This is a genomic window from Brevibacterium antiquum (assembly GCF_016107655.1).
GTDB lineage: Bacteria > Actinomycetota > Actinomycetes > Actinomycetales > Brevibacteriaceae > Brevibacterium > Brevibacterium antiquum.
This window is the reverse complement of sequence record NZ_JABASX010000001.1, coordinates 464885-487194: the sequence shown is the minus strand read 5'-3', so window position 1 is coordinate 487194 and position 22310 is coordinate 464885. Positions and strand designations below refer to the sequence as shown.

Annotated in this window: 21 protein-coding genes; 7 read left to right on the top strand and 14 right to left on the bottom strand. The window is 63.4% G+C overall.

What is annotated here, in order from left to right:
- Positions 1–9: 9 nt before the first annotated feature.
- A complete protein-coding gene (locus JFC13_RS02255) occupies positions 10–1938 on the bottom strand; it encodes a calcineurin-like phosphoesterase family protein (RefSeq protein ID WP_198395471.1) in 1929 nt (642 codons plus the stop codon).
- A 189-nt stretch (positions 1939–2127) separates the two neighbouring features.
- On the opposite strand from JFC13_RS02255, the gene JFC13_RS02250 reads away from it, so the two are divergent.
- From JFC13_RS02250 to JFC13_RS02240, 3 genes are read left to right on the top strand one after another with little or no spacing between them, the layout of a single operon-like run.
- Positions 2128–3402 carry a magnesium transporter MgtE N-terminal domain-containing protein gene (locus JFC13_RS02250; RefSeq protein ID WP_198395470.1) on the top strand — a complete coding sequence of 425 codons (1275 nt, stop codon included), beginning with the start codon at positions 2128–2130 and terminating at the stop codon, positions 3400–3402.
- Positions 3403–3404: 2 nt separating this feature from the next.
- Positions 3405–3938, top strand: coding sequence for a DUF1003 domain-containing protein (locus JFC13_RS02245; RefSeq protein WP_198395469.1), 534 nt, complete (start codon positions 3405–3407; stop codon positions 3936–3938).
- A gap of 43 nt (positions 3939–3981) precedes the next feature.
- Positions 3982–5106, top strand: a complete 1125-nt coding sequence (locus tag JFC13_RS02240; RefSeq protein ID WP_198395468.1) for an Mrp/NBP35 family ATP-binding protein — start codon at positions 3982–3984, stop codon at positions 5104–5106.
- Positions 5107–5200: 94 nt separating this feature from the next.
- On the opposite strand, the gene JFC13_RS02235 is transcribed toward JFC13_RS02240, so the two are convergent.
- On the bottom strand, positions 5201–5665 hold the full coding sequence (locus tag JFC13_RS02235; protein WP_198395467.1) for a twin-arginine translocase TatA/TatE family subunit: 465 nt from the start codon (positions 5663–5665) through the stop codon (positions 5201–5203).
- 61 nt (positions 5666–5726) lie between these two features.
- On the opposite strand from JFC13_RS02235, the gene JFC13_RS02230 reads away from it, so the two are divergent.
- Positions 5727–6083 (top strand): MGMT family protein, encoded by a 357-nt coding sequence (locus tag JFC13_RS02230; RefSeq protein WP_232488042.1) that lies wholly within the window; start codon positions 5727–5729, stop codon positions 6081–6083.
- Between the two features lie 36 nt (positions 6084–6119).
- Positions 6120–6758: an O-methyltransferase gene (locus JFC13_RS02225; RefSeq protein ID WP_198395466.1), complete on the top strand. Its 639-nt coding sequence runs from the start codon at positions 6120–6122 to the stop codon at positions 6756–6758.
- Positions 6759–6843: 85 nt separating this feature from the next.
- Here the strand turns inward: JFC13_RS02225 and JFC13_RS02220 are convergent, their stop codons facing one another.
- From JFC13_RS02220 to dapE, 6 genes are all read right to left on the bottom strand, one after another.
- Positions 6844–7014 (bottom strand): DUF3117 domain-containing protein, encoded by a 171-nt coding sequence (locus JFC13_RS02220; protein WP_009881711.1) that lies wholly within the window; start codon positions 7012–7014, stop codon positions 6844–6846.
- 131 nt (positions 7015–7145) lie between these two features.
- Positions 7146–8381: a hypothetical protein gene (locus JFC13_RS02215; RefSeq protein ID WP_198395465.1), complete on the bottom strand. Its 1236-nt coding sequence runs from the start codon at positions 8379–8381 to the stop codon at positions 7146–7148.
- Positions 8378–8647, bottom strand: a complete 270-nt coding sequence (locus JFC13_RS02210; protein ID WP_198395464.1) for a DivIVA domain-containing protein — start codon at positions 8645–8647, stop codon at positions 8378–8380. Before JFC13_RS02210 ends, JFC13_RS02215 begins: the two co-directional genes overlap by 4 nt.
- 31 nt (positions 8648–8678) lie before the next feature.
- Positions 8679–9578: a dihydropteroate synthase gene (folP, locus tag JFC13_RS02205; RefSeq protein WP_198395463.1), complete on the bottom strand. Its 900-nt coding sequence runs from the start codon at positions 9576–9578 to the stop codon at positions 8679–8681.
- Positions 9575–10417: an LOG family protein gene (locus JFC13_RS02200; RefSeq protein ID WP_232488041.1), complete on the bottom strand. Its 843-nt coding sequence runs from the start codon at positions 10415–10417 to the stop codon at positions 9575–9577. Before JFC13_RS02200 ends, folP begins: the two co-directional genes overlap by 4 nt.
- Before the next feature lie 6 nt (positions 10418–10423).
- Positions 10424–11590, bottom strand: a complete 1167-nt coding sequence (gene dapE, locus JFC13_RS02195) for a succinyl-diaminopimelate desuccinylase (protein ID WP_198395462.1) — start codon at positions 11588–11590, stop codon at positions 10424–10426.
- A gap of 43 nt (positions 11591–11633) precedes the next feature.
- Here dapE and dapD point away from each other — a divergent pair, with 43 nt between their 5' ends.
- Positions 11634–12578, top strand: a complete 945-nt coding sequence (gene dapD, locus JFC13_RS02190; protein WP_198395461.1) for a 2,3,4,5-tetrahydropyridine-2,6-dicarboxylate N-succinyltransferase — start codon at positions 11634–11636, stop codon at positions 12576–12578.
- 315 nt (positions 12579–12893) lie between these two features.
- Here the strand turns inward: dapD and JFC13_RS02185 are convergent, their stop codons facing one another.
- From JFC13_RS02185 to fdxA, 3 genes are all read right to left on the bottom strand, one after another.
- Entirely contained in the window at positions 12894–14177 is a 1284-nt protein-coding gene (locus tag JFC13_RS02185; RefSeq protein ID WP_198395460.1) for a citrate synthase, read from the bottom strand.
- A 204-nt stretch (positions 14178–14381) separates the two neighbouring features.
- Positions 14382–15503, bottom strand: a complete 1122-nt coding sequence (dapC, locus tag JFC13_RS02180; protein ID WP_198395459.1) for a succinyldiaminopimelate transaminase — start codon at positions 15501–15503, stop codon at positions 14382–14384.
- A 3-nt stretch (positions 15504–15506) separates the two neighbouring features.
- On the bottom strand, positions 15507–15830 hold the full coding sequence (fdxA, locus tag JFC13_RS02175) for a ferredoxin (protein ID WP_143921374.1): 324 nt from the start codon (positions 15828–15830) through the stop codon (positions 15507–15509).
- A 200-nt stretch (positions 15831–16030) separates the two neighbouring features.
- On the opposite strand from fdxA, the gene JFC13_RS02170 reads away from it, so the two are divergent.
- Positions 16031–17104, top strand: a complete 1074-nt coding sequence (locus tag JFC13_RS02170) for a GNAT family N-acetyltransferase (RefSeq protein ID WP_198395458.1) — start codon at positions 16031–16033, stop codon at positions 17102–17104.
- A 6-nt stretch (positions 17105–17110) separates the two neighbouring features.
- Here JFC13_RS02170 and JFC13_RS02165 read toward each other — a convergent pair whose 3' ends face one another.
- The 3 genes from JFC13_RS02165 to typA are packed head-to-tail and all read right to left on the bottom strand — an operon-like array spanning position 17111 to position 22185.
- Positions 17111–18868 (bottom strand): VanW family protein, encoded by a 1758-nt coding sequence (locus JFC13_RS02165; protein WP_198395457.1) that lies wholly within the window; start codon positions 18866–18868, stop codon positions 17111–17113.
- 13 nt (positions 18869–18881) lie between these two features.
- On the bottom strand, positions 18882–20234 hold the full coding sequence (locus JFC13_RS02160; protein ID WP_198395456.1) for a PIG-L family deacetylase: 1353 nt from the start codon (positions 20232–20234) through the stop codon (positions 18882–18884).
- A 40-nt stretch (positions 20235–20274) separates the two neighbouring features.
- A complete protein-coding gene (gene typA / locus JFC13_RS02155) occupies positions 20275–22185 on the bottom strand; it encodes a translational GTPase TypA (protein WP_198395455.1) in 1911 nt (636 codons plus the stop codon).
- Between the last annotated feature and the right edge of the window lie 125 nt (positions 22186–22310).

Genomic DNA, 22310 nt, shown 5'->3' with positions numbered 1-22310 from the left:
GGGAACCGATCAGTTCGAGTTCGCCTGGCGGGCCTCGTCCGAGTCGAGTCCCTGCCGGTCGTCTTCGTCGACCTTCTTCTCCTGCTGAGTGCTGAAGCCGTCCTTCGCCAGCTGCTTCTTCGAGGTCTGCGCCGCAGCGGCTTCGTCCTCGACAACGGTGAAGCGGATGGTCTCCGTGTACTCACGACCGTAGCGGTCCGTGCCGGTCACTTCGGCGCTGTGGGTGCCGAGGTCGAGATCGGTCGGCAACTCGGCTCGCCACAGGTGCGAGCTTGACTGTCCGACGCTGCCCGATGTCCGCAGGTTCTGCGAGGCCGTGTACGGATCGGTGTACTCCCAGCCCTTGGCCAGCGACTCGCCCTTACCGGGCTGAGTGTGCTCGGCGACGGTATTCGACTTGCCGTCGAAGCTGACCTCGACCCGAGCATCTGATGTGCCGGCGAGGAAGCTCGATGTCAGCCAGGAGTCGCCCTGCTTGAGGTCGTCACGGGTCACGACGCGCTCGGAGATCGCCTTTGGCTCTTCGCCTGCCTTGTCGGCGTCCTGCCAGTCCTGTGCCTTCTGTGCCCAATCGCGCCATTCTGGTGAATTCACGCCCAGCAGCAGCTGGTGGTCATCGGACTCGTTGCGGACGGTGTAGCGTTCGCTGCGGTCGGAACCGTCGAATGAGAGGGTTTGGACGCCCGGTTCGGAGGCATCACCGGTGAAGGAGTAGGGCAGCCCGTCCGCGTTGAGTCCGCCTGAGTACCAGTCACCGGAGACGGCACCGGCGACGATCTGGGTGTTGGGGAGGGTGTCGATGCCCTCGTCGGCCCATTCCTTGCGCTGCTCACCGGCCACGAGGTTCTCCTGCGTGTGCGTGTGACCGCCGACGGTCACCGCGTTCGGGTAGTCGGAGATGACGTCATAGAATTCTTTGGCGTCCTCGGCGACAACCTGTTTGTGAGTCACGATCGGTACGTGCGTCGCGATGACGACGTGGGCGTTGTTCGGCACATTCTTGAGATCGTTTTCGAGCCATTCGAGCTGCTCTGCTCCGATCTTCTCCTTGTACTTCTTCGTCGACTGGTTGCCCGAGTATTCGATGCTGTCGAGGACGACGAAGTGCGTCTTGCCGACGTCGTAGGAGAAGTGGCCGGGTCCGAACTGGTCACGGAAGGTGTCGAGTGCGTGGGCGTCGTCCGGAGAGTCGTAGTCCTGGTCGTGGTTGCCGGGAGCGGCACGAACCGGGCCGTTCATCTCAGAGTAGATGTCGCGGAGCTCGTCGTTGAGGCTGAGGTCATCGCCCACATTGTCTCCGAGCAGGAGGACGCCGCAGCCATTGTAGTCGTCACGATCGGCAAGGTCGCCGACGGCGCCGTCACGGGCGTAGCCCATTTCGGTCTTGTCATAGGCCTGGGTGTCGGAGGCGATTGCGCAGTCCTGTTTCGCCGAGGCGGTCGCCGATGACTCGATCATCGGGAAGTTCACGGCCTTCGGGGTGTCCCCTGTCGGTTTGATTCCACCGAACTTGAGCTGTGGCGAACCCTTCGGCAGGTGGTTGTAGCTGAACTGCGCGAAGTTGTCCGAGTCGACCGGGACCTGCCAGCCGGACGGCTGGGTGATGGAGACCGTCATGTTGTCACGAACGGGCAGCTCGTAGGAACCCTTGCCGTCGGTCTGCACGACGTCGACGCCGTTGGTCACGGCGACGTCGGCGATGCCCGTTTCGTCTCCGTCGAGCTTCGAATTCTCGTTGACGTCATCGAAGACCTGACCCTTCAGAGTCTCAGGGTCATCGGCCTGGCCGCGGTCCACCTGCACGTGGCCTTCGTAGAGTTCGGCGGGGGAATCGGCGGCCGCTGCGGAGCTTGCGCCCACCAGCGGCGCCATCAGGGCGAGAGCTGCGCAGGCGCTGAGTCCCGTCACCGCACGCGGACGAATTCGTCTTTCAGACATAAAGGTCTCCTTGTATTCGGTAGTGGGAAGTTCTGCCGAGAAAGGACCCTAGGGAGGCTGAGAGACTCCTGTGTGACCTCGGCACGGCCCGTTAATGAACAACAAGTGATGTCGGAATGGCGGAGCTCGACGATCCCGACCCGTGCCGCCTCTCTCACACTGCGTCCATGACCCCGTAGGCTTGAGATCATGAGTGGTCCACCGAAAAGAGTCTTCGTCGCGCGCCTCATCGCCGTCCCCGTCTTCGACCCTCTCGGGGACCAGGTCGGGCGCGTGAGGGACGCCGTCATCGTCTACCGCGCCACCATGCGGCAGTTCCCTCGGGTCATCGGCCTCGTCGTCGAAGTTCCCGGTCGCAGACGCGTCTTCGTGCCGATGGGCAGGGTGACATCAATCGACTCCGGTCAGGTCATCACCACCGGACTGGTGAACATGCGCCGTTTCGAACAGCGCCGCTCGGAGACGCTGGTGATCAACGACCTCCTCGACCGTCGTCTGCGCCTGCGCGAGGACGACTCCCCCATCCAAATCGAAGACGTCGGCATCGAACAGCAGGTCAACAAGGACTGGGAGGTGACTCGCCTCTTTGTGCGAAGAGTCCAGGAACGCAGTGCGTTCTCGGCCTTCCGACGGCGCGGTGAGACGATGCAGATCTCCTGGACCGACACCGAGCATCCGGCCGACTCCGACGTCGACCAGGAGGCCACACAGCTCATTGCCGCCTACCAGGATACGAAGCCCGCCGACCTCGCCGATGTCCTGTTCGAGATGAAGCCCGAACGTCGACTCCAAGTCGCCCGGGCCCTCGACGACGTGCGCTTGGCCGATGTCATCGAGGAGCTGCCCGATGAGACACAGGTCGAGCTCCTCTCCGCTCTCGACACCGAACGTGCAGTGACGGTGCTCGAAGAGATGGAACCCGATGACGCGGCCGACCTCCTCGGCGAGCTCAGCGATGAGCAGGCAGAACGGTTCCTCGCGCTGATGGAGCCCGATGACGCCGAGGATGTGCGCACCCTGCTGTCCTACGACGATGACACCGCCGGTGGGCTGATGACCACGGAACCGGTCATCCTGACCCCCGAGACCACCGTCGCCGAGGCGCTGGCCCATGTCCGACGCGAGGACCTTCCCGCTGCACTGGCGGCAGCTGTCTTCGTCTGCCGACAGCCCATCGAGACGCCGACGGGCAAGTATCTGGGCATCGTCCACATTCAGGAGATGCTGCGACATCCTCCGCACGAGGCGGTCGGCATCATGCTCGACACGGAGGTCGAGGCGCTGCCTCCGGATTCGCCGCTGGGCGAGGTCACCAAACTGCTGGCGGCGTACAATCTGGTGTCCGTGCCGATCACCGACGAGAACGACCACCTCATCGGTGTTGTCACCGTCGATGACGTCCTCGACGAGCTGCTGCCCGACGACTGGCGGGTCACCGGTCGTGATGATCTCAGGAGGGGATAGCAATGGCTGCTGACGATTTCGACGTTCCCCGTTCAAGCAAACGCAAACTCCCCAACATCGCGATGTCGCCGGAGACCTTCGGCCGTGGCGCCGAGGGCTTCGCCCGGTTCATGGGCACTCCCGCGTTCCTCGTCGGTATGACCGTGTTCTGCGCCGTCTGGCTGATTTGGAACACTCTCCTGCCCGAGGCCTGGCAGTTCGATCCTCGGTCGTTGAACTTCACACTCCTGACGCTGATCCTGTCGCTGCAGGCCTCCTATGCCGCACCGCTGATCCTGTTGGCAGAGAACCGCAGCACAGACCGTGACCGTGTCGAGTTCGAACATGACAGGCAGCGCGCCGAACGCAACCTCGCCGACACCGAATACCTGGCCCGTGAGGTCGCGGCTCTGCGCATCGCCATGCGTGAGGTGGCCACACGCGACTTCATCCGTTCCGAACTCAAAGACCTGCTCAAGGAACTCGAAGAGGACGCAAAGGCACCTGAGGACAATCCGATCCGAAGTGACCGCTCCGACGACGAACAGGTAGGCTGAAGGCCCCGAGAACACTGATCGGGAAGAGAAAGGACGTGAGCACATGAGTGGGCCATCCGAGGACAACGTTCGGGAAGCTCTGACAGGCGTCATCGACCCGGAGATCCGCCGCAGCATCGTGGAACTCGACATGGTCGAGTCCATCAGCATCGACGGCGGCAAGGTCACCGTCACCGTTCTTCTCACCATCTCCGGCTGTCCTCTCAAGGACACGATCACCAAGGACACCACGGCGGCGGTGTCGAAGGTCGAGGGCGTCACCGAGGTGTCGGTCGTCCTCGGCACCATGACTCCCGAGCAGCGCACCGCGATGCGCGAGAAGCTCCAGGGCGCCGGTACGAGCCGCGAGGTCCCGTTCAACAAGCCTGACTCCCTGACGAAGGTCTATGCGATCGCCTCGGGCAAGGGCGGCGTAGGCAAGTCCTCGATCACTGCGAACCTCGCCGTGTCTCTGGCCCAGAGCGGTCTGCGGGTGGGCGTCGTCGATGCCGACATCTACGGCTTCTCGATCCCGGCGATGCTCGGACTCTCCGGCAAGCCGACCCGGGTCGATGACATGATCATTCCGCAGGTCGCCCACGATGTGAAAGTCATGAGCATCGGCATGTTCGTGCCGGCCAACCAGGCCGTCGTATGGCGCGGACCGATGCTCCACCGCGCCCTCCAGCAGTTCCTCACCGATGTCTTCTGGGGCGACCTCGACGTGCTCCTTCTCGACTTGCCTCCGGGCACCGGCGACATTGCGATCTCTGTGGCGCAGCTGCTTCCGGGATCCGAACTCCTCGTCGTCACCACCCCTCAGCAGGCTGCCGCACAGGTCGCCGAACGCGCAGGTTCGATCGCGACTCAGACCGACCAGCGGCTGGCCGGTGTGATTGAGAACATGTCCTGGATGGAGATGCCCGATGGCACTCGACTGGATGTCTTCGGCTCCGGAGGCGGGGCCCAAGTGGCCGCGAATCTGTCCGAGACGATCGGCTCACAGGTCGAACTGCTGGCACAGGTGCCGCTGGATACTCAGGTTCGCGAAGGTTCGGACTCCGGAACCCCAGTTGTTCTGGCACAACCGGACTCCCCTGCCGCGCGGGAATTCGCGTCTCTGGCCTCGACGCTGGCGCATCGCTCACGCGGTCTGTCCGGACGATCTCTGGGCCTCAGCCCTGTCTGATCCGTCTGTTCGTCCCGACCCAGGTCGTTCTGAGTCAAGCCGTTCTATCTGAGCACGTCCCGAACAAGGTCGTACTGACTCAGGTCGTTCTGACTCAGGTTGCTTCAGTATCGAAGGGCGCGTTGACGGAGCGGTCACGCAGGACGGTCTGGGCCTGGAAGCGTTCGATCGGCGACAGGGTCTTCGGGCGGGACTCGGCAGGGGGATCTGCAAGTTCTGTGGAGCTTTCGGAATCGATCGCCTGAGCGGGTTTGTCGCTGGCCGCCGTCGACTGCTCCCGAAGCTTCGACTCGCGGATGGCTGAATCCTCCTCGACAAGAGCCTCGCGTACGATCCGCCGTGGATCGTACTGGCGCGGATCCAGCTTCTGCCAATCGACGTCGTTGAAGTCATCCCCGAAGTCGCGACGCACACTGTCCTTCGCGCCCTCAGCCATGCGACGCATCTGGCGCACCAGGTCGCGCAGCTTCTGCGCATATTCGGGCAGGCGTTTGGGCCCGATGACGACAAGAGCGACTACCACCAGGATCAACATCTCGGTGCCGTTGATACCCAACATGAGAACAAGTCTACCGTGCAGCACAGTAGGCTCGACTCACGGTCAGCACAGGATCGGTCACATGCCACAGGAGGGAGCTGCGCGAATGGACGAGGTGGTCGTGGAACGAGTGCTGCGCATCGTCGAACTTGTGCCGGAGGGCAACGTCGTCAATTACGGGGCCATCGGACTGGTCGCCTCCTGCTCGCCGCGCTACGTCGGGCGCGTGATGAAGGAATTCGGCTCGAATGTCACCTGGTGGAGGGTCGTCAACGCCGCTGGAGTGCTGCCGGAGGCCCTGCTTCCCACGGCTCGCGAACACTGGGACGAAGAGGGCACCCCGCACACGTATGAGAAGGTCAGCAGATCTGCCTTCGTCGACGTCGAAGATCTCGAGGAGCTGTGGCGGACCCACGGAATCGAACCCGGGAGCGGTTAGACTTGGAACCAAATATCAGCCGAAAGGGAGGGTCGATTGTCACGCGAGAACGCAGGTGATCTCACCTTCTCCGAACAGTACAACGGGCCTGATCCGCTCCTGGACGCCGCGCGGGCGCTCTCACATGAGAACGGCCTGGCCCCGGTGTCGCAGACGACGGCGTCGACGCTGACTCTTCTGGCCCGTCTGCTCACACCTGTCGCCGCGGTCGAAGTCGGTACCGGCGCCGGCACCTCGACATTGGCGCTGCTGCGGGGAATGCCCAATGCAGGGATCCTGACCTCGATCGACACGAACTCCACAGCTCAGAGTGCCGCCCGCGATCTCATCGACATGGCAGGCATCCGACACAGCCGTCTGCGCCTGATGAGCGGGCGTGCCGAAGACGTCCTCCAACGGCTGGCACCGAGCGCCTATGACATGGTCTTCATCGACTCGGAACCGACCAATCTCGAACGCATGATCGAACCTGCACTGCGTCTGCTCGATGCGCACGGGCTTCTCGTCATCCACCAGACGCTGCTCAAGGGCGGCGTAGCAGATCCCGTCGACCGTTCGCCGCGGACCCAGGCGGCGCGGGGACTGCTCAACCGACTGGCCGAACAGGAACGCCTCGAACGCGTCCTGCTGCCCATCGGCCAGGGCCTGCTGATGGTGCAGAAGACCCGGCGGTGAATGCGGAAACAGCAGAGACTCTGCGAAGTCTCTGCTGTTCGTTTCGCTGAGCTGTCTGCTCAGCTGGGAGAATGTGCTGTGCTGCTCACTGGCCCAAGGTCTCGGCCAGGGTGTCGTGCAGATCTGTGGCTTCGTCTCTGCTGAGTTCGATCACCAGACGGCCTCCGCCCTCGACTGGGAGCCGCATCACCATGCCTCGACCTTCTTTGGTCACTTCCAGAGGTCCGTCGCCGGTGCGGGGTTTCTGGGCTGCCATGTGGGCTCTTCCTTCCGTTGATTATGCAAAGACGGTTCACGCTCGATGAACCGAATGTTATACACACGATTATTCCATGATCCGGTCAAGGACGGGTAACGCGATCGAATTATGACATCTGAGCCTGTCTGTCAGGGCGGCAGGTCCGCCGGTGGAGTGAAGTGCCACAGGTAGGCGACCCACACGATCTGAAGCAGGACGAACGCGCACAGCACCGCCGCCCGGTACCCCCGAGAGCGAACCAGAGAAAGGGTCAGCGCCATCGGGAACAGCGGCAGCAGCAGTCGCAGCGTCGAGGTCTGCGGAGTGAAGAAGATGAGGAGGTAGACACCGTAGGCCAGGCAGAAGTACTGCAGGGTTCGGCCCATCCTAGCCCCCGCTGGGGAGAAGATCAGGGCCACCATGCCCGCGATGACGACGAAGAGGAGCACCGGGCCCAGCGGACCGATGAGACTGTTGGCCTGAGCCAACCACTGCACAAGGTAGGTCGACTCCCCCGTGTGCCATGCCGCCTCGGTGTCTGTGTATGCCGTCAACGATCCCGTCGTCAACCACGCGTGGGCGGGGTGGACCAGGGCCGCGACGCACGAGAGCACACCCAAGGCCCAGGATCGGACCACCTCGGCGACGGGATACGCATCCTGCTTGCGGTGAGCGAAACGGTCGATGAGGTGCAGCAGCATGAAGAAGGAGAAGGCGACGCCGATGGGGCGGGACAGATCCATCAGGAATACGACGGGTATCGCGCTCAGGTAGCGGCGTTCGACGACGAGGAAGAGCGCGGTGGCCTGCAAGAGGAGCGTCACAGACTCCGCGTACCCGGTGGAGAAGATGGCGGCCGGGGGAAAGAACATGACAAGGGCCAGACCTGTCAGGGCCTGTCCCGGGTCCGTGTATCTGCGAAACAGCGCAAGGATGACGATGGCGGCGAGTCCGGCTGCAACTGTCGAGACGATCGGTGAGATCACCTCGTAGCTCAGGCCAGTCACGCTCGAGAGGTTGCCGACCACGGCCGGATGCAACGGGTAGAACGCCCATTGGTTCTCCGTCACCGCTCCCGATTCATCGGTCGGCAGGATGCTCGGGTAACCCTCCTTCGCAACTCGGCCGTACCAGCCGCCGTCCCAGAAGTTGAGGAAGTCGTTGAGGGTGGTGGTGACAGGACTTGAGGACCAGTTCGCCGGGTCCTGGCGCTTGAGGACAGCGGCGAAGATCGAGATGCTCACGACTCGTGAGAGGAAGTACACGGCGATGGCCTGAACCCACACGGGCAGGGTGAGGAACAGGTTGCCGAATCGTGACAGGCGGGAGGAGCTGAAGACTTCAGGGGCGAGGGTGATTCCGGGGAGGTCGTGGGCTCTGCTCATTGCTGCCCGCGTGCGGCTTCCAACTCGTGAATGCGGGTGCGCAGCATTCTCATCGCCTCGTCGACGTCCTCCATGCGATAGCCCCGCAGAGCAGGCCGGAACGAGAGTCCGTCGAGATCCTCAGGTGTGAAGTCGTGAGGCAGAGGCTCCCACGCCGCTTCGGTCTCCTCAGCGGATTCGGCGGAGAAGACGTTGAATGTTGCCGCCAGCACGATCACGAGCACGAAGATCGCTGCGGCCACTCCGATCACAATCCACAATGGCATACGGTCATTTTCTCACAGTGGGCTCACCTGCTCAGCGCAGGCCGCGCACGGTGTGTTCGGGTACCGCATCTCCGGTGATCGCCAGGGTCACAGCGAGGGCGTCTGCAGTGGCGCGGACGTCGTGGGTGCGGATCATCGCGGCACCCTTGGCTACGGCCAGTGCGGTGGCCGCGATCGTTCCGTTGAGTCGCTGCGAGGGTTCCACGTCACCGATGGACTCTCCGACGAAGTCCTTACGGGAGATTGCCAGCAGCACCCGGAATCGGGTCTCGGTGAACCTCTGAAGTTCACGCAGCAGCCGCAGCGACTGATAGGTGTTCTTCCCGAAGTCAGGTGTCGGATCGATGATGATCTTCTCGGCCGTGACGCCGGCGTCCTGCGCGGCCTCGGCCAGCCCGATCACTCCGGCCAGGGCGCGGTCGACGACTTCGCCGGCGCTCAGGCCGTATCGGTTGCGGTGGGCATCGGTGCGCGGAGACAGACCGCCCGTATGCGAGCAGACGATGCCCACGTCGTTCTTCGCTGCCACTGATGCCAGCTCGGGATCGACACCGGCCCAGGTGTCGTTGAGCAGACCGGCTCCGGCCGCGCAGGCCGCCTCGGCGACCTCGTGACGCCAGGTGTCGACGCTGATGAGCATGGTGGGGTGACTGTGTGCGACGGCTTCGATGACGGGGCAGACACGGTCGATCTCCTCGGCGACGGAGATCTCCGGGCCCCGGCCGGCCCGCACTCCCCCGATGTCGACGATGTGCGCTCCCTCCTGCGCAGCTGCGGCGACCGCCTCGATGGCTTCTTCGGCGGTGGACGCTGATTCGTAGAACGAGTCCGTGGTCCTGTTGATCACGGCCATGATGGCAGGATTGCCTGGCCGGGCCTGTGACAGGTGGAAGCCGCCGAGGTGGGCGCTTGGCTGCGCTGCGCCCCTCACTGTCCGTCTCCGTCTTCGGCGATGGCGGTGCCGATGATGTCGACGACCTCATCGATGTCGTCGGTGAGGGTGAACAGGTTCATGTCCCGGTCGCCGATGGTGCCTTCGGCCAGAAGGGTCGTGGTCATCCAATCGAGGAGTCCCTGCCAGTAGGCGGTGCCGAAGAGCACGATGGGAAACGAGGTGACCTTTCCGGTCTGGACCATGGTGAAGGCTTCGAAGAGTTCGTCGAGGGTGCCGAAGCCGCCGGGCATGACGACGAAGCCCCGTGAGTATTTGAGGAACATCGTCTTGCGGACGAAGAAGTAGCGGAAGTTCACGCCGAGTTCGACGTGATCGTTGAGTCCGGATTCGAAGGGCAGCTCGATGCCGAGGCCGATCGAGACTCCTCCCGCCTCCCGGGCACCCAGGTTCCCGGCTTCCATGATGCCTGGTCCGCCGCCGGTGATGATCGCGTTGCCACGGGCGGCGATTCGCCGGGCGATCTCACGGGCATCCTGATAGGCCTGCGTGTCCGCGCTCAGTCGGGCCGAGCCGAAGATCGACACGGCCGGTCCGATCTCTGCCAGCGAGCCGAAACCCTCGACGAATTCGGATTGGATCCGCAGCACTCGCCAGGGGTCCTCGTGGACCCAGTCGGAGGCGTCGCGGGATTCGAGCAGGCTCTGGTCCGCCGTGGTCGTGGGCACCTGAGAGCCGCGCAGACGCAGGGGCCCTTTGCTGTAGAACGCAGCGTCTATGGGTGCGGGGTCAACGCTCGGGGATTCGGCCACGGCCGGTTCGTTGGCAGCTGGTTCGTTGGCGGTTGGCTCGCCGGCAGCCGGATCATGCTCGCCCATTGGGTCTCAGCGCCCTTCGAGGTAGTCGCGCAGCGTCCGGGCGCACTCTTCGACCTCTGCGACGGCGACATGCTCATCGGACTTGTGGGCGTACAGGGGGTTGCCCGGCCCGAAGTTCACTGCAGGCACTCCCAATGCGCTGAACCTCGAGACATCGGTCCATCCCAGCTTCGGTGCGGGTGAGAGCCCAAGTGTGTCGATGAAGTCCTGAGCGATCTCGCGATCGAGACCGGGCCTGGCGCCTTCTGCCGCATCCGTGACGACGACGTCGAAGCCGGTGAAGAACTCGCGCAGGATGCCCTCCGCCTCGGCCGCGGATTTGCTCGGGGCGAAACGGTAGTTCACGGCGACTGTGCAGGCATCGGGCACGACGTTGCCCGCCACTCCCCCGGAGATCGAGACAGCGGACAGGGATTCACGGTAGTCGAGTCCGTCGACGTTCACGGTCCCGGTTTCGTGCTCGGCCAGGCGTCCCAGTACTTCTGCGGCGGCATGGATTGCGTTGACCCCCATGAAGGCACGTGCGGAATGGGCACGGACCCCGGTCGTGGACACGTTGACCCTGATGGTGCCGTTGCAGCCGCCTTCGACGGAAGCGTTCGAGGGTTCTCCGAGGACCGCGAAATCACCGCCCAGCCAGTCGGGGTGGTTGCGTGAGACCCGTCCGAGTCCATTGAGGGAGGCGTCGACCTCTTCGTGGTCGTAGAAGACCCAGCTGACGTCACGGTTCGGTTCGCGCAGGGCCGCAGCAGTGACCAGCGCCATCGCGACACCTGCCTTCATATCGCAGGCGCCTCTGCCCCAGATGACCTCGTCGTCTGTGTAGTCGGCACCGTCCAGGTGCGTGCGCCGAGGCGGAAGGTTGTTCTCCACCGGCACCGTGTCCAGGTGACCGGCGACGACGATCCGTTCGGAATGCCCCAGCTGGGTGCGAGCGACGATGGTGTCTCCGTCGCGGAGGATCTCCAGGTCCGGCCCGGGCCCTGCACCGATACGGTTGAGCACCTCGGCGACGGCATCGGTGATCGTCGTCTCATTGCCGGAGACCGATTCGATGGCACACAGGCGACCCGTGAGCTCGGCAGGGTTGTTGAGTGCGTCGAACAGGTAATCGGCCAGGTCACCAGTGGGGGTGAACACGGATTCGGTCTCAGCAGATGGATCGACAGTCATACCGCTTAGCCTAGTACTGCCGCCACCGACTAGTCTTGGTGGCATGACAGAACGCATAGTTTCCGCGCGTGGCCTGGCCACCCTGCACAACGACTCAGTCCTCACCGCCTGGTACCCCACCCTGAGCACGGGAGAAACCCCGGACGCCGCCGAGGAGACCGCCGCCTCCCGTGCGAGCGCCGACGGCCTCGATGCCCTCGTCGGCACCGATGAAGCCCGTGGCACTCGAACCAAGGTCGTGACCACGACGATCGACCTCGACGCCGGTCCCGCCTCAGCCGCCGACGCCTACCTGCGCCTGCACGCGCTGTCTCACCGTGTGGTCGCACCCAATGACGTCAACCTCGACGGTATCTTCGGTCACCTCGCGAACATCGTGTGGACCTCCGCCGGCGCCTGCTCTCCGGAGGACTTCGAAGCCACCCGCGCTAAGCTGCTGGCCAAGGGTCCTGTCGCCGTCTTCGGTCTGGACAAGTTCCCGCGTATGACCGACTTCGTCATTCCCTCCGGCGTCCGCATCGCCGATGCCGATCGTGTCCGCCTCGGCGCACATCTGGCCTCGGGCACGACCGTCATGCACGAGGGCTTCGTGAACTTCAATGCCGGCACGCTGGGCTCGGCGATGGTCGAGGGACGCATCTCCCAGGGCGTCGTCGTCGGCGACGGTTCCGACATCGGCGGCGGTGCCTCCATCATGGGCACCCTGTCGGGCGGCGGCACGCACCGCATCTCGATCGGCAACGGCAGCCTGCTGGGTGCGAACTCCGGTGTGGGCATCTCCATCGGAGACGACTGCATCGTCGAAGCCGGGCTCTACATCACCGCCGGCACACGCGTCACAGTTCCAGGTGACGACGAGACGGTCGTGAAGGCCTCCGAACTCAGCGGTCAGAACAACATCCTCTTCCGCCGCAACTCCGTCACCGGCGCCGTCGAGGCGATCTCACGCTCGTCCAAGGGCATTGAGCTCAACCCCGACCTTCACTGAACTTCAGGCTGCTGGCCTCTTTGCTGAGCAGGCCGTGAACTGACACCCACGAGGGCGCGTCCACGAAAGTGGGCGCGCCCTTGTGGTGCCTCAACCTTGTCGTGTCTCAGCCTCGCCCTGTCTCAGCCTCGGACAGTCGGCGTGAGCGTGCCGGCCCGGGCAGACATGACAATACGCCCTACACTCGGCTGCTGAACACCGTCTTGCAGCGGGTTGCAGCAGTGCTGAGTGTAGGACGTATTTGACCAGCGGTGCCTATCGCCACCAGCGGTGCCGGTTACGGCCCAGTCTGACGGTTGAGAATGACGGTGCGAATCAGCGCTCGTTCATGTCCTTGTAGTCGCGCGAATAGGCACCCGTGTAGATCTGGCGCGGACGGCCGATCTTGGTCTCCGGGTCGTTGATCATCTCGCGCCACTGGGCGATCCAGCCCGGAAGACGACCGACGGCGAAGAGCACCGTGAACATATTCGTCGGGAACCCGAGAGCCTTGTAGATCAGGCCGGTGTAGAAGTCCACGTTCGGATAGAGCTTGCGCTCGACGAAGTAGTCATCGGCCAGTGCGATCTCTTCGAGCTTCTGTGCCACCTCGAGCAGCGGGTCGCCACCGGAACGGGCCAGGACCTCGTCGGCGGTCTTCTTGATGATCTTCGCCCGCGGGTCGTAGTTCTTGTACACGCGGTGACCGAAGCCCATGAGACGAACGCCGTCTTCTTTGTTCTTCACACGCTCCATGAACTTCTCGGGACCATCGTCGGAGGCCGAGATCTCCTCGAGCATCGTCAGGACTGCGGAGTTCGCGCCGCCGTGCAGCGGACCGGCCAGAGCGTTGACACCGGCGGAGATCGACTGGAACAGGTTCGCCTGCGACGAGCCGACGAGGCGCACCGTCGAGGTCGAGCAGTTCTGCTCGTGGTCGGCGTGGAGGATGAAGAGCTGGTCCATGGCTTTGACGGCCAGTGGGTCCGGCTCGTACTCCTCTGCGGGAACGCCGAAGTTCACGCGCAGGAAGTTCTCGACGAGGCTCAGGGAGTTGTCTGGGTGGATGACCGGCAGACCCATGTTCTTGCGGTGGGCAAGCGCAGCGATCGTCGGCATCTTCGCGAGCAGTCGGAATGTGGAGGTGTCGACCTGGCCCTCGTCAAAGACATCGAGGTCATCTTGGTAGAAAGTCGACAAAGCCGCGACCGCAGCTGCCACCATGGGCATCGGATGCGCATCGTAGGGGAAGGCCCGGAAGAAGCGACGCAGATCTTCGTGGACGATGGTGTGACCGCGAAGCCGACCATCGAATGCGTCGTACTGCTCCTGGGTCGGGAGTTCTCCGTGAATGAGGAGGTAGCTGACTTCGACGAAGTTGGAATGCTCGGCAAGCTGCTCGATGGGATAGCCGCGATACTGCAGAACGCCCGCGTCACCATCGATGTAGGTGATGGACGAGGAGCTTGATGCCGTATTGGCGAACCCTGGGTCGTAGGTGACCGCCCCGGTGTCTTTCAGCAGAGAGCCGATGCGATATCCGTTGTTGCCCGCCGAGGATGCCACCTCGGGCAGTGTCAGTTCTGTGTCCCCGACCTGCAGACTCGCATCCGATGGCATATGTTCTCCTCAGCTTGGACCCACCTCAAGAACTTCCTGAGGTGTCTTGCACAATTCCCTCAAAGACTACCGATAACTGTCAGAATCAAAAAATCACAGCCACCCGTTGATACCGGCCAGTAACCTACTTGAACTGGCCGTACAGAGGGTTCTCGGGCTCAAATTCGGGTACTGAAGTGACCAGCCTTCTGGCTGCCGATCGGCTCACCCGGCGGCCTGGTGCAAGCGCTGTGCGGCGGCGCGAATACGCTCATCGCTTGCGGTCAGGGCGATGCGCACATGATCGGTGGCGGCCTCACCATAGAATTCGCCAGGACCGGCGATGATGCCGATGTCTGCCAATTCCGACAGTGAGTCCCAACAGTTGACATCGGCGCTCGACCACAGATAGAGACCCGCACTGGAGTGATCGATGCGGAATCCGTAGGCCTCGAGTCCGCTGCGCAGCAGCTCTCGACGAGTCCGATAGCGTTCCTTCTGCTCGAAGACATGAGCAGTGTCCCGCAGACCGGCGATCATCGCAGCCTGGACGGGGAAAGGCACGATCATGCCGGCGTGTTTGCGCGACTTGGTGAGATCACCGATGAGCTCACTGTCCCCGGCCACGAAGGCCGCACGGTACCCGGCGAGGTTTGACTGCTTCGACATCGAGTACACGCTGAGCACACCGCTGTGGTCGTCACCGGCGGCATTGAGAATACTCGGAGCAGGAGACTCGGATTCCCAGTTCAGGAGTCCGTAGCATTCGTCTGAGGCAATGACGACTCCGGCGCCGCGGGCACGGCGGACGACCTCGGCGAGGGTAGCGGTGTCGAGCACTTCCCCCGTGGGATTGCCAGGGGTGTTGATCCAGAGCAGACCGATCCCATCGAGGGAGGCTCCGGCGGCAACGTCTGCCGCGTCGAGGCGGCGGCAGTCGACGCCTGCGATCGTGGCGCCCATCTCGTAGGTCGGGTAGGCCGCCGACGGACAGGCCACGTCCAGGCCGGCCTGGCGCAGCCCCAGCAGGGCGGGCAGCCACGCGACCATTTCCTTCGAACCGATTGTGGGCAGCACCTCGGCGGCGGGGTCGAGCGTGACCCCATGCCAGTTCTGATACCACCAGGCGATGGCTTCGCGCAGCTCATCCGTACCTGCCGTCGTCGGGTAGCCGTGGGCATCACCGGCGTCGGACAACGCGGACTGGATCACCTGCGGTGTGGGATCGACCGGTGTGCCGATGGACAGATCACAGGCGCCGTCAGGATGTTCTGCGGCCCGATTGCGAAATTCGGTGAGCCGGTCCCAGGGGTAGTCGGGCAGGTTGAGGCCGAAGCGAGAAGGCATGGCTCAGTCGTGCTGCTGCAGGGGCAGGGCAGAGATGATCGGGTGGTCCAGGCCGGTGTTGCCCAGCTTCGCGGCACCACCTGGTGAACCGAGCTCGTCGAAGAACTCGACGTTGGCTTTGTAGTACTCAGACCACTCTTCGGGAGTGTCGTCTTCGTAGAAGATCGCTTCCACCGGGCAGACCGGTTCGCAGGCACCGCAGTCGACGCATTCGTCGGGGTGGATGTAGAGGCTGCGCTCGCCTTCGTAGATGCAGTCGACCGGACATTCGTCGACGCAGGCCTTGTCCTTCAGATCGACACAAGGCTGGGCAATGATGTACGTCACGAGTACGACTCCTATTAAGACTCAACGAGATTGCACGTATACAGCCTAAGACTACGCCTTCTGACTGTGCAGGGTCCCATCGGGTCGACGTGATCCTGCTTTCACATTCGTGTCCTCCGTCACGCCTGCAGCGACTGCGGCAGAGCCTGGATTAGGCTGGAGGCTCCAGTACTTAGAGGCGGTTCGACGGAAGGCGACAAGTGGACGATCTGCAGCCCGGCAAAAGAGTGGTCGTACGGTATTCGCTCGAACCCGGCGACACGCACTCGACCTCGGATGCCCTCGGCGTCGTCAACAGCGCTGACGAGTCATCCGTGGAGATCGGGACCAAACGCGGGCCGATCCGCATCCCCCGGGAGCAGATCATGCTCGTCCACGAAGTTCCGCCGGCACCGACGAAATCGGGTCGCACCCATGAGATCGTCTCCGCCGTCGACCTGCGCAGGATCTCTGCCGCGGCATGGCTGCCCCAGGACATCTCCTGGCTGCACATGGAGAATCTGCGCAATGAGAGCGCCGAGACCGATGCCGACATCGGATTGCTGCAGAAGGGTTGGCTGCTGCGCAGCTCCGAATCGGTGACCAGGCGTGCCAACAGCTGCCTTCCGGTCACTGACACCGGAATGGACTGGGAGCAGAGCCTCGATGCTGTCGAGGCCTGGTACTCGGCACGCCAGAAGCCAAGCTGCATCCAGATCTATTCGAGCGAGGATTCCAACTCGCTTGCCCCGGCGTGCGAAGGTCTGGCACCACTTCTCTCGGCCCGGGGCTATTCTCCCTCTGAGCCGGTATTTCTGCTGGCCGGTTCCACCGTCGAGGCGGCAGCTGGGGCAACGCATCCCGGTGACGCGGCCGCACCCGGCCTGTCGATCGACGTCAGTGAGGAACCGAGTCCCATGCATTATGCGGCGTGGGCCAGTGAGCGCGACCCGGGTTCGGCGGAGGCCTTCCGTGGGCTCATCGAAGCCTCGGATCCCTGTCAGTTCATCACGGCCTATGCCGACCACCCGGATGGCAGCCGGTCCATGGTGGCCGGTGCCCGAATAGTTGAGCGCAGCAAATGGGGTGTGCTGACGAACCTCGTCACCCATCCGGATCTGCGCCGACGCGGGGCAGGCCGTTCTGTGGCCCAGGCCGCTGCCGCACTGTTGTCGCAGCGAGGAGTCCGTTCATACCTCATTGATGTGGAGGCCAGCAATGAGGCCTCGTTGAACCTCTTCACATCACTCGGTGCCACAGTCCGACACCGGTCCTGGTACGCCAGTCGCGGCTGAGGCAGATCAGTCCTTGCACTCAACCTTGTTCACCGGCCGGTAGACGGTGACGAATGAGTCCTTCGTGGTCTTGCCCGACTCGATGTCCTTCATCGTCCGAGTGATCTTGATCGACCAGCCCTGTTTCGGAGTCTGCGGCGTGCACTCAGGACCCGAATCGGTCACCGAGCCGGGCGAACTGTAGTTGTAACGGTCGGAGGAATCTGAGCCGACCTTGAGCTTCTTGTCGCCGAATACCGTCGCGTGGACCTCACCGCCGGACAGATACATGTCGAGAACGATCGGCTGCTTCGATGTGTTCGTGAACTTCATGTCGATGGTCGACCAGTCCAGCGTGGCTTCCCGACCTTCCGGATAGCGGGAGATATAGCGCGAATGAGCCTGGTGTTCGTCGAGTCCGAAGCCGGCGAAGAAGGCCGCGTTGAACAGCGTCGTCGACACCTGGGATACTCCCCCGCCGAAGTCTTCCTTCATCTGGCCATCAGAGATGACTCCAGCAGCCTTGTATCCGTTGGCTGCGGTGCGCTGCCCGATGGTTTCGTTGAGGGAGAACTGCTCCCCCGGCTGAACGACTGTGCCGGAGACCTTCTTCGCGGCGACCTTGAGGTTGGTGTCGCGGTTGGGTTCCGAGGAATAGCCGGTTGAGAATTCCGACATCGCATCGGACACGTCGGCCTTCTTCGCGTCCTGCGTGGTGAAGTCCGGCTTCACCGAGGCGAGCGTGACCGTGGGCTTGTCGGTCTTGCCCGTGATGGCGTCGGTGACGGCCGTGGTCAGTTCGTCCTTTTTGATGCCGATTCCCGTTTCGGACTCCACCACTTCAGGCTTGCCGTCCTTGATCGTGAAGCTGGCGTCCTTCGCTGGTTTGCCGACGTCCCTGTTGGACGACAGGACACGCTTCTGCAGGTCCTCTTCGTCGAAGACGGGGGCCAACTTCGAGTCCTTCGACTCAAAGGTCAGTGTCTTCGCGATCGTTGTCGGGCTGATCGTGAGATCGCCGGCGTCGACATCCGAGTCGGCGTCCTTCGCAGGTTCCGCGCGCACCGTCAGATCCTTGCTCACTGCGTCTTCAGCGAAGCCGTCGGCGACGTCCTTCGCCTCGGCGGTGGTGATGTCGGGTTCGACCTTGCTCGCTGTGACCGGCAGTGCGTCCTCGGTACGCAGCCACGAATCCTCGATGGCTGTACGCACCTGTTCGGCATCGACGGTCTGACCGTTGGTGCCGTCTTTGATGTCCGGCTTGGCCTTGACGTAGCTGACCTCGGCGTCGACTGGTTCAACCTCGAGGGAATTCGTCACCTTGCCGGTGGCTTCTTCGAAGGATTCGTTGTCGATGCTGATGACGGGTTCGATTTCGTCATCGCCGAAGAGCCGGTCCCAGATGATGGTCGGGTCCAGTGTGAATCCGGTGGCCCGGCTGATGGTCTCCGGGATGTCGAAGCTGACTCCGGCCTCCTCCGGGTCGAGTTCGGCGGTGGGCTTTCCCGCCTTGAGCTCGATCTTCGCCCCGGCTGTCTCACCCAGCTCCTCTCGCAGAGTCGCTTCGGCCGAGGTGGTGGACTGGCCTCCGATATCGATGCCTGCGACCGTCGTCCCAGGCGACAGGACTCGTCCGGTGAGGAACCCGATCACCAGATAGATGGCCGCGAGTACGAGGATGATGAAGAGCGCGATCAGCCACGGCTGGCGCTTCGGGGTCTCCGTCGTACCCTGCGGGCGACCGCCGGGGTTCGGTGAGGGGTGGGACAGGGTCTGAGTCGGCATAGTTCTCCCGATTCTAACGGGCTGCTTCGGGCCGCCGCACCTTGATGAACGCGAGGACAGCAGCGATGAGCATCGGACCGATCAACCAGGCTGCTGAGCGCAGCATCCCGGTCACGATGATATCCGCGCCAGGCAGCCACGTCGGCTGGCCGAGGATATACGAGAGGATGACGATGACGAATGCGGCGATGAGCATCGGTGAGGAACTCAGGTACATCGTCTTGAGGTGCCAGAGTCCGCAGGCCACCAGGAGAAGGGACAGGGCAAGCCCCCAGGGCAGGATGACCGGGGTGCCTGCCAGGTCGAACACACTGACGTTGAGGTGCTGCATGGCGCCGAGGAAGCCGATGAGTACGGCCAGCACCACCGCGTGGGCGTAGGCGAAGAAGCCCGGCTTCTTCGGCTCCCGACGTCGGCGGCGCAGAGGAAGAGCGGCGGCGCCGGCAGCTCCAGCCGCGATTCCGGCGCCTGAATCCTGTCTCTCACAGGCGTCGATGTCGAGGTCGATGAGCACATGGGGTGCGGGACCCGAACGCAGCCGCAGGTCAGAGATGGGGGCTCCTGCGCCGATGGAGTAGTACTCGTGGTCGAGGATCTTCATGCCGATGCCGTTCGACAGGGCGAAGAAGGCCCCGGAGACCGTCACCTGGGTGCGATGGGCGGCCAAGGCGCCACGTTTGGCGCCGAGGACAGAAGAGATGTCCTGGGCGACGACGATATCGCTCACAGGCGGCTTGGTCGGGATCGTCTGAGCCGGTGCGAAACCGGTGTCGGCAAATCCCGGCTGGTTCGGGTCGAATGTCTCTCGGGCCGCTTCAGCCGGGACATCGACGAACAGGAGTCGCCCGGCGCTCCAGGCTGCTGTGTCGACGGCAGCGACGGTGGCCTCGTGGACGCGCACATGGTCGGGGTGACCATAGCCGCCGTTGGAAGCGTAGGTGATGACCGCATGCGGTCGGACTTCGTCGATGACGGCGGCGATGTAGCGAGCAACGGTCGTCAGTTCGGCCGCGCAGAGAGCATTGGCCGGCATGGTCGGGGCGGCGACGGCATGACCATCGGCGCCCCACTCCATGCCGGAGTCTTCGAAGGTGTGGGCGCTGCCGCCCAGGAACAGGTGCTCGCGGACGCCCAGGGCAGCCATCGCCTCGGCGATCTCTGATTCCCGCACGCGGGCCAGTCCTGCCCGATCTCCCTCAAGACCTTTGAGGTCGGCGGGGATCACCTCACCGTCCTCACCTCGTGTGGCGCTCAGAACCGTGACCTGCGCCCCCTCGCCGACCAATGCGGCGATCGTTCCTCCGGTCGTGATCGTCTCATCGTCGGGATGAGCGTGCACGAAGAGGATGCGGGGTACGACGGTCATGGGGTCCTGAGCGCTCGAGGTCATACTGTGCTGTTCGAACTCACGCGTTCTGTTTACGCATCTTGGCGTAGGTCTTCGCGCGTTCCTTCGGGTCGAGTTCCAGCTTGCGGATGCGCACTGTACCCGGCGTGACCTCGACGCATTCGTCTTCGCGGGCGAATTCGAGGCTTTCCTCGAGTGTCAGTTTGCGGGGCGGAACGAGGTTTTCGAAGGAGTCCGCCGAGGCTGAACGCATGTTCGTCAGCTTCTTCTCCTTCGTGATGTTGACGTCCATGTCATCGGCGCGAGAGTTCTCGCCGACGATCTGGCCGGTGTAGACCTCAGAGGTGGGCTGAACAAAGAAGCTGCCGCGTTCCTGCAGGTTGATCATCGCGTACGGTGTCACAGAGCCGGGACGGTCGGCGACGAGGGATCCGTTGGTCCGGAACTCGATGTTGCCGGCCCAGGGGCCGTATCCGGCTGAGAAGGAGTTCGCGATGCCGGTTCCGCGGGTCTCGGTGAGGAACCGGGTGCGGAATCCGATGAGGCCACGTGCGGGGACGGTGAATTCCATCCGGACCCACCCGGTGCCGTGGTTGGTCATGGTCGACATGACACCCTTGCGGCTGGCCAGGAGCTGAGTGACGGCGCCGAGGTAGTCCTCAGGAACGTCGATCTGGAGTTCTTCGAAGGGCTCGTGGACCTTGCCGTCTACCTTCTTGGTGACGACCTGCGGCTTGCCGACGGTGAGCTCGAAGCCCTCACGACGCATCTGCTCGACGAGGATGGCCAGCGCGAGCTCGCCACGTCCCTGGACTTCCCAGGCGTCGGGACGCTCAGTGGGAAGGACCTTGAGGGACACGTTGCCGACGAGTTCCTGGTCGAGGCGGTCCTTGACCATGCGCGCGGTGACCTTGGTGCCCTTTTCGCGACCCGCCAGCGGCGAGGTGTTGATGCCGACGGTCATCGAGATCGCGGGATCGTCGATGGTGATCGCAGGCAGGGGCTTCGGGTTGTTCAAGTCGGTGAGCGTGTCACCGATCATGATGTCGGGGATGCCTGCCACTGCGACGATGTCGCCAGCAGATGCCTCGGTGGCCGGCACCCGATCCAGGCCCTGGGTCTCCAGGAGTTCGGTGATCTTGACCGAGCTGATGTCATCGCCACGAGCCCAGGCGACCTGCTGGCCCTTGCGCAGGGTGCCGCCGAAGATGCGCAGCAGAGCAAGACGGCCCAGGAACGGCGAAGCGTCGAGGTTGGTGACGTGTGCCTGAAGGATGTCGTCATCGTTGATCTCCGGAGCCGGAATGGTCTCGAGGATCGTCTTGAACAGCGGCTCCAGGTCCGGATTGGACGGGGCCTCACCATCGGCAGGCTGTTCGAGCGAAGCGGCGCCGACCTTGGCGGCGGCGAAGACTGTGGGCACGTCGAGCACCGAGTCGACGTCGAGATCGGGGACTTCATCCGCGAGGTCGGAGGCGAGACCGAGGAGCAGGTCCTGGGCCTCTTCGACGACTCCGTCGATGCGAGCATCGGCACGGTCGGTCTTGTTGATCAGGAGGATGACCGGCAGCTTCGCGGCCAGCGCCTTGCGCAGCACGAAGCGGGTCTGGGGCAGAGGGCCCTCGGATGCGTCAACAAGGAGGACGACTCCGTCGACCATGGATAGGCCGCGTTCGACCTCTCCCCCGAAGTCAGCGTGACCCGGCGTGTCGATGACGTTGATGACGATGGGATCGTCACCGGCTGAGGGTCCGTTGTAGAGAACCGAGGTGTTCTTCGCGAGAATGGTGATGCCCTTCTCGCGTTCGAGGTCGCCGGAGTCCATAACGCGTTCAGCAAAATCACCGTGTTCGCTGAACACACCTGTCTGGCGGAGCATGGCGTCGACCAGAGTGGTCTTGCCGTGGTCGACGTGGGCGACGATTGCGACGTTGCGACGGTTTTCCCGACGCGTGATGGCTTCAGTCATCAAGAACCTTATGAGCTAGAGAGATTGGTCCGGTGCGGACCCAACAGACCATTATACGGCCACACACTTACCGGAAATGACAGGTGGTGTTCAAAAACGGCTGAGAGGAATCCGAATGTGAATGC

What these genes read in the sequence shown, in the direction of transcription:
- dapD (WP_198395461.1), top strand. Translation starts at nt 11,634, where the DNA reads ATGACAGAACGCATAGTTTCCGCGCGTGGCCTGGCCACCCTGCACAAC.
- JFC13_RS02220 (WP_009881711.1), bottom strand. Translation starts at nt 7,014, where the DNA reads ATGGCAGCCCAGAAACCCCGCACCGGCGACGGACCTCTGGAAGTGACC.
- JFC13_RS02230 (WP_232488042.1), top strand. Translation starts at nt 5,727, where the DNA reads ATGCCACAGGAGGGAGCTGCGCGAATGGACGAGGTGGTCGTGGAACGA.
- JFC13_RS02240 (WP_198395468.1), top strand. Translation starts at nt 3,982, where the DNA reads ATGAGTGGGCCATCCGAGGACAACGTTCGGGAAGCTCTGACAGGCGTC.
- JFC13_RS02160 (WP_198395456.1), bottom strand. Translation starts at nt 20,234, where the DNA reads ATGACCGTCGTACCCCGCATCCTCTTCGTGCACGCTCATCCCGACGAT.
- JFC13_RS02165 (WP_198395457.1), bottom strand. Translation starts at nt 18,868, where the DNA reads ATGCCGACTCAGACCCTGTCCCACCCCTCACCGAACCCCGGCGGTCGC.
- JFC13_RS02200 (WP_232488041.1), bottom strand. Translation starts at nt 10,417, where the DNA reads ATGGGCGAGCATGATCCGGCTGCCGGCGAGCCAACCGCCAACGAACCA.
- JFC13_RS02215 (WP_198395465.1), bottom strand. Translation starts at nt 8,381, where the DNA reads ATGAGCAGAGCCCACGACCTCCCCGGAATCACCCTCGCCCCTGAAGTC.
- dapE (WP_198395462.1), bottom strand. Translation starts at nt 11,590, where the DNA reads ATGACTGTCGATCCATCTGCTGAGACCGAATCCGTGTTCACCCCCACT.
- JFC13_RS02255 (WP_198395471.1), bottom strand. Translation starts at nt 1,938, where the DNA reads ATGTCTGAAAGACGAATTCGTCCGCGTGCGGTGACGGGACTCAGCGCC.
- JFC13_RS02185 (WP_198395460.1), bottom strand. Translation starts at nt 14,177, where the DNA reads ATGCCATCGGATGCGAGTCTGCAGGTCGGGGACACAGAACTGACACTG.
- dapC (WP_198395459.1), bottom strand. Translation starts at nt 15,503, where the DNA reads ATGCCTTCTCGCTTCGGCCTCAACCTGCCCGACTACCCCTGGGACCGG.
- JFC13_RS02250 (WP_198395470.1), top strand. Translation starts at nt 2,128, where the DNA reads ATGAGTGGTCCACCGAAAAGAGTCTTCGTCGCGCGCCTCATCGCCGTC.
- JFC13_RS02210 (WP_198395464.1), bottom strand. Translation starts at nt 8,647, where the DNA reads ATGCCATTGTGGATTGTGATCGGAGTGGCCGCAGCGATCTTCGTGCTC.
- JFC13_RS02245 (WP_198395469.1), top strand. Translation starts at nt 3,405, where the DNA reads ATGGCTGCTGACGATTTCGACGTTCCCCGTTCAAGCAAACGCAAACTC.
- JFC13_RS02235 (WP_198395467.1), bottom strand. Translation starts at nt 5,665, where the DNA reads ATGTTGGGTATCAACGGCACCGAGATGTTGATCCTGGTGGTAGTCGCT.
- typA (WP_198395455.1), bottom strand. Translation starts at nt 22,185, where the DNA reads ATGACTGAAGCCATCACGCGTCGGGAAAACCGTCGCAACGTCGCAATC.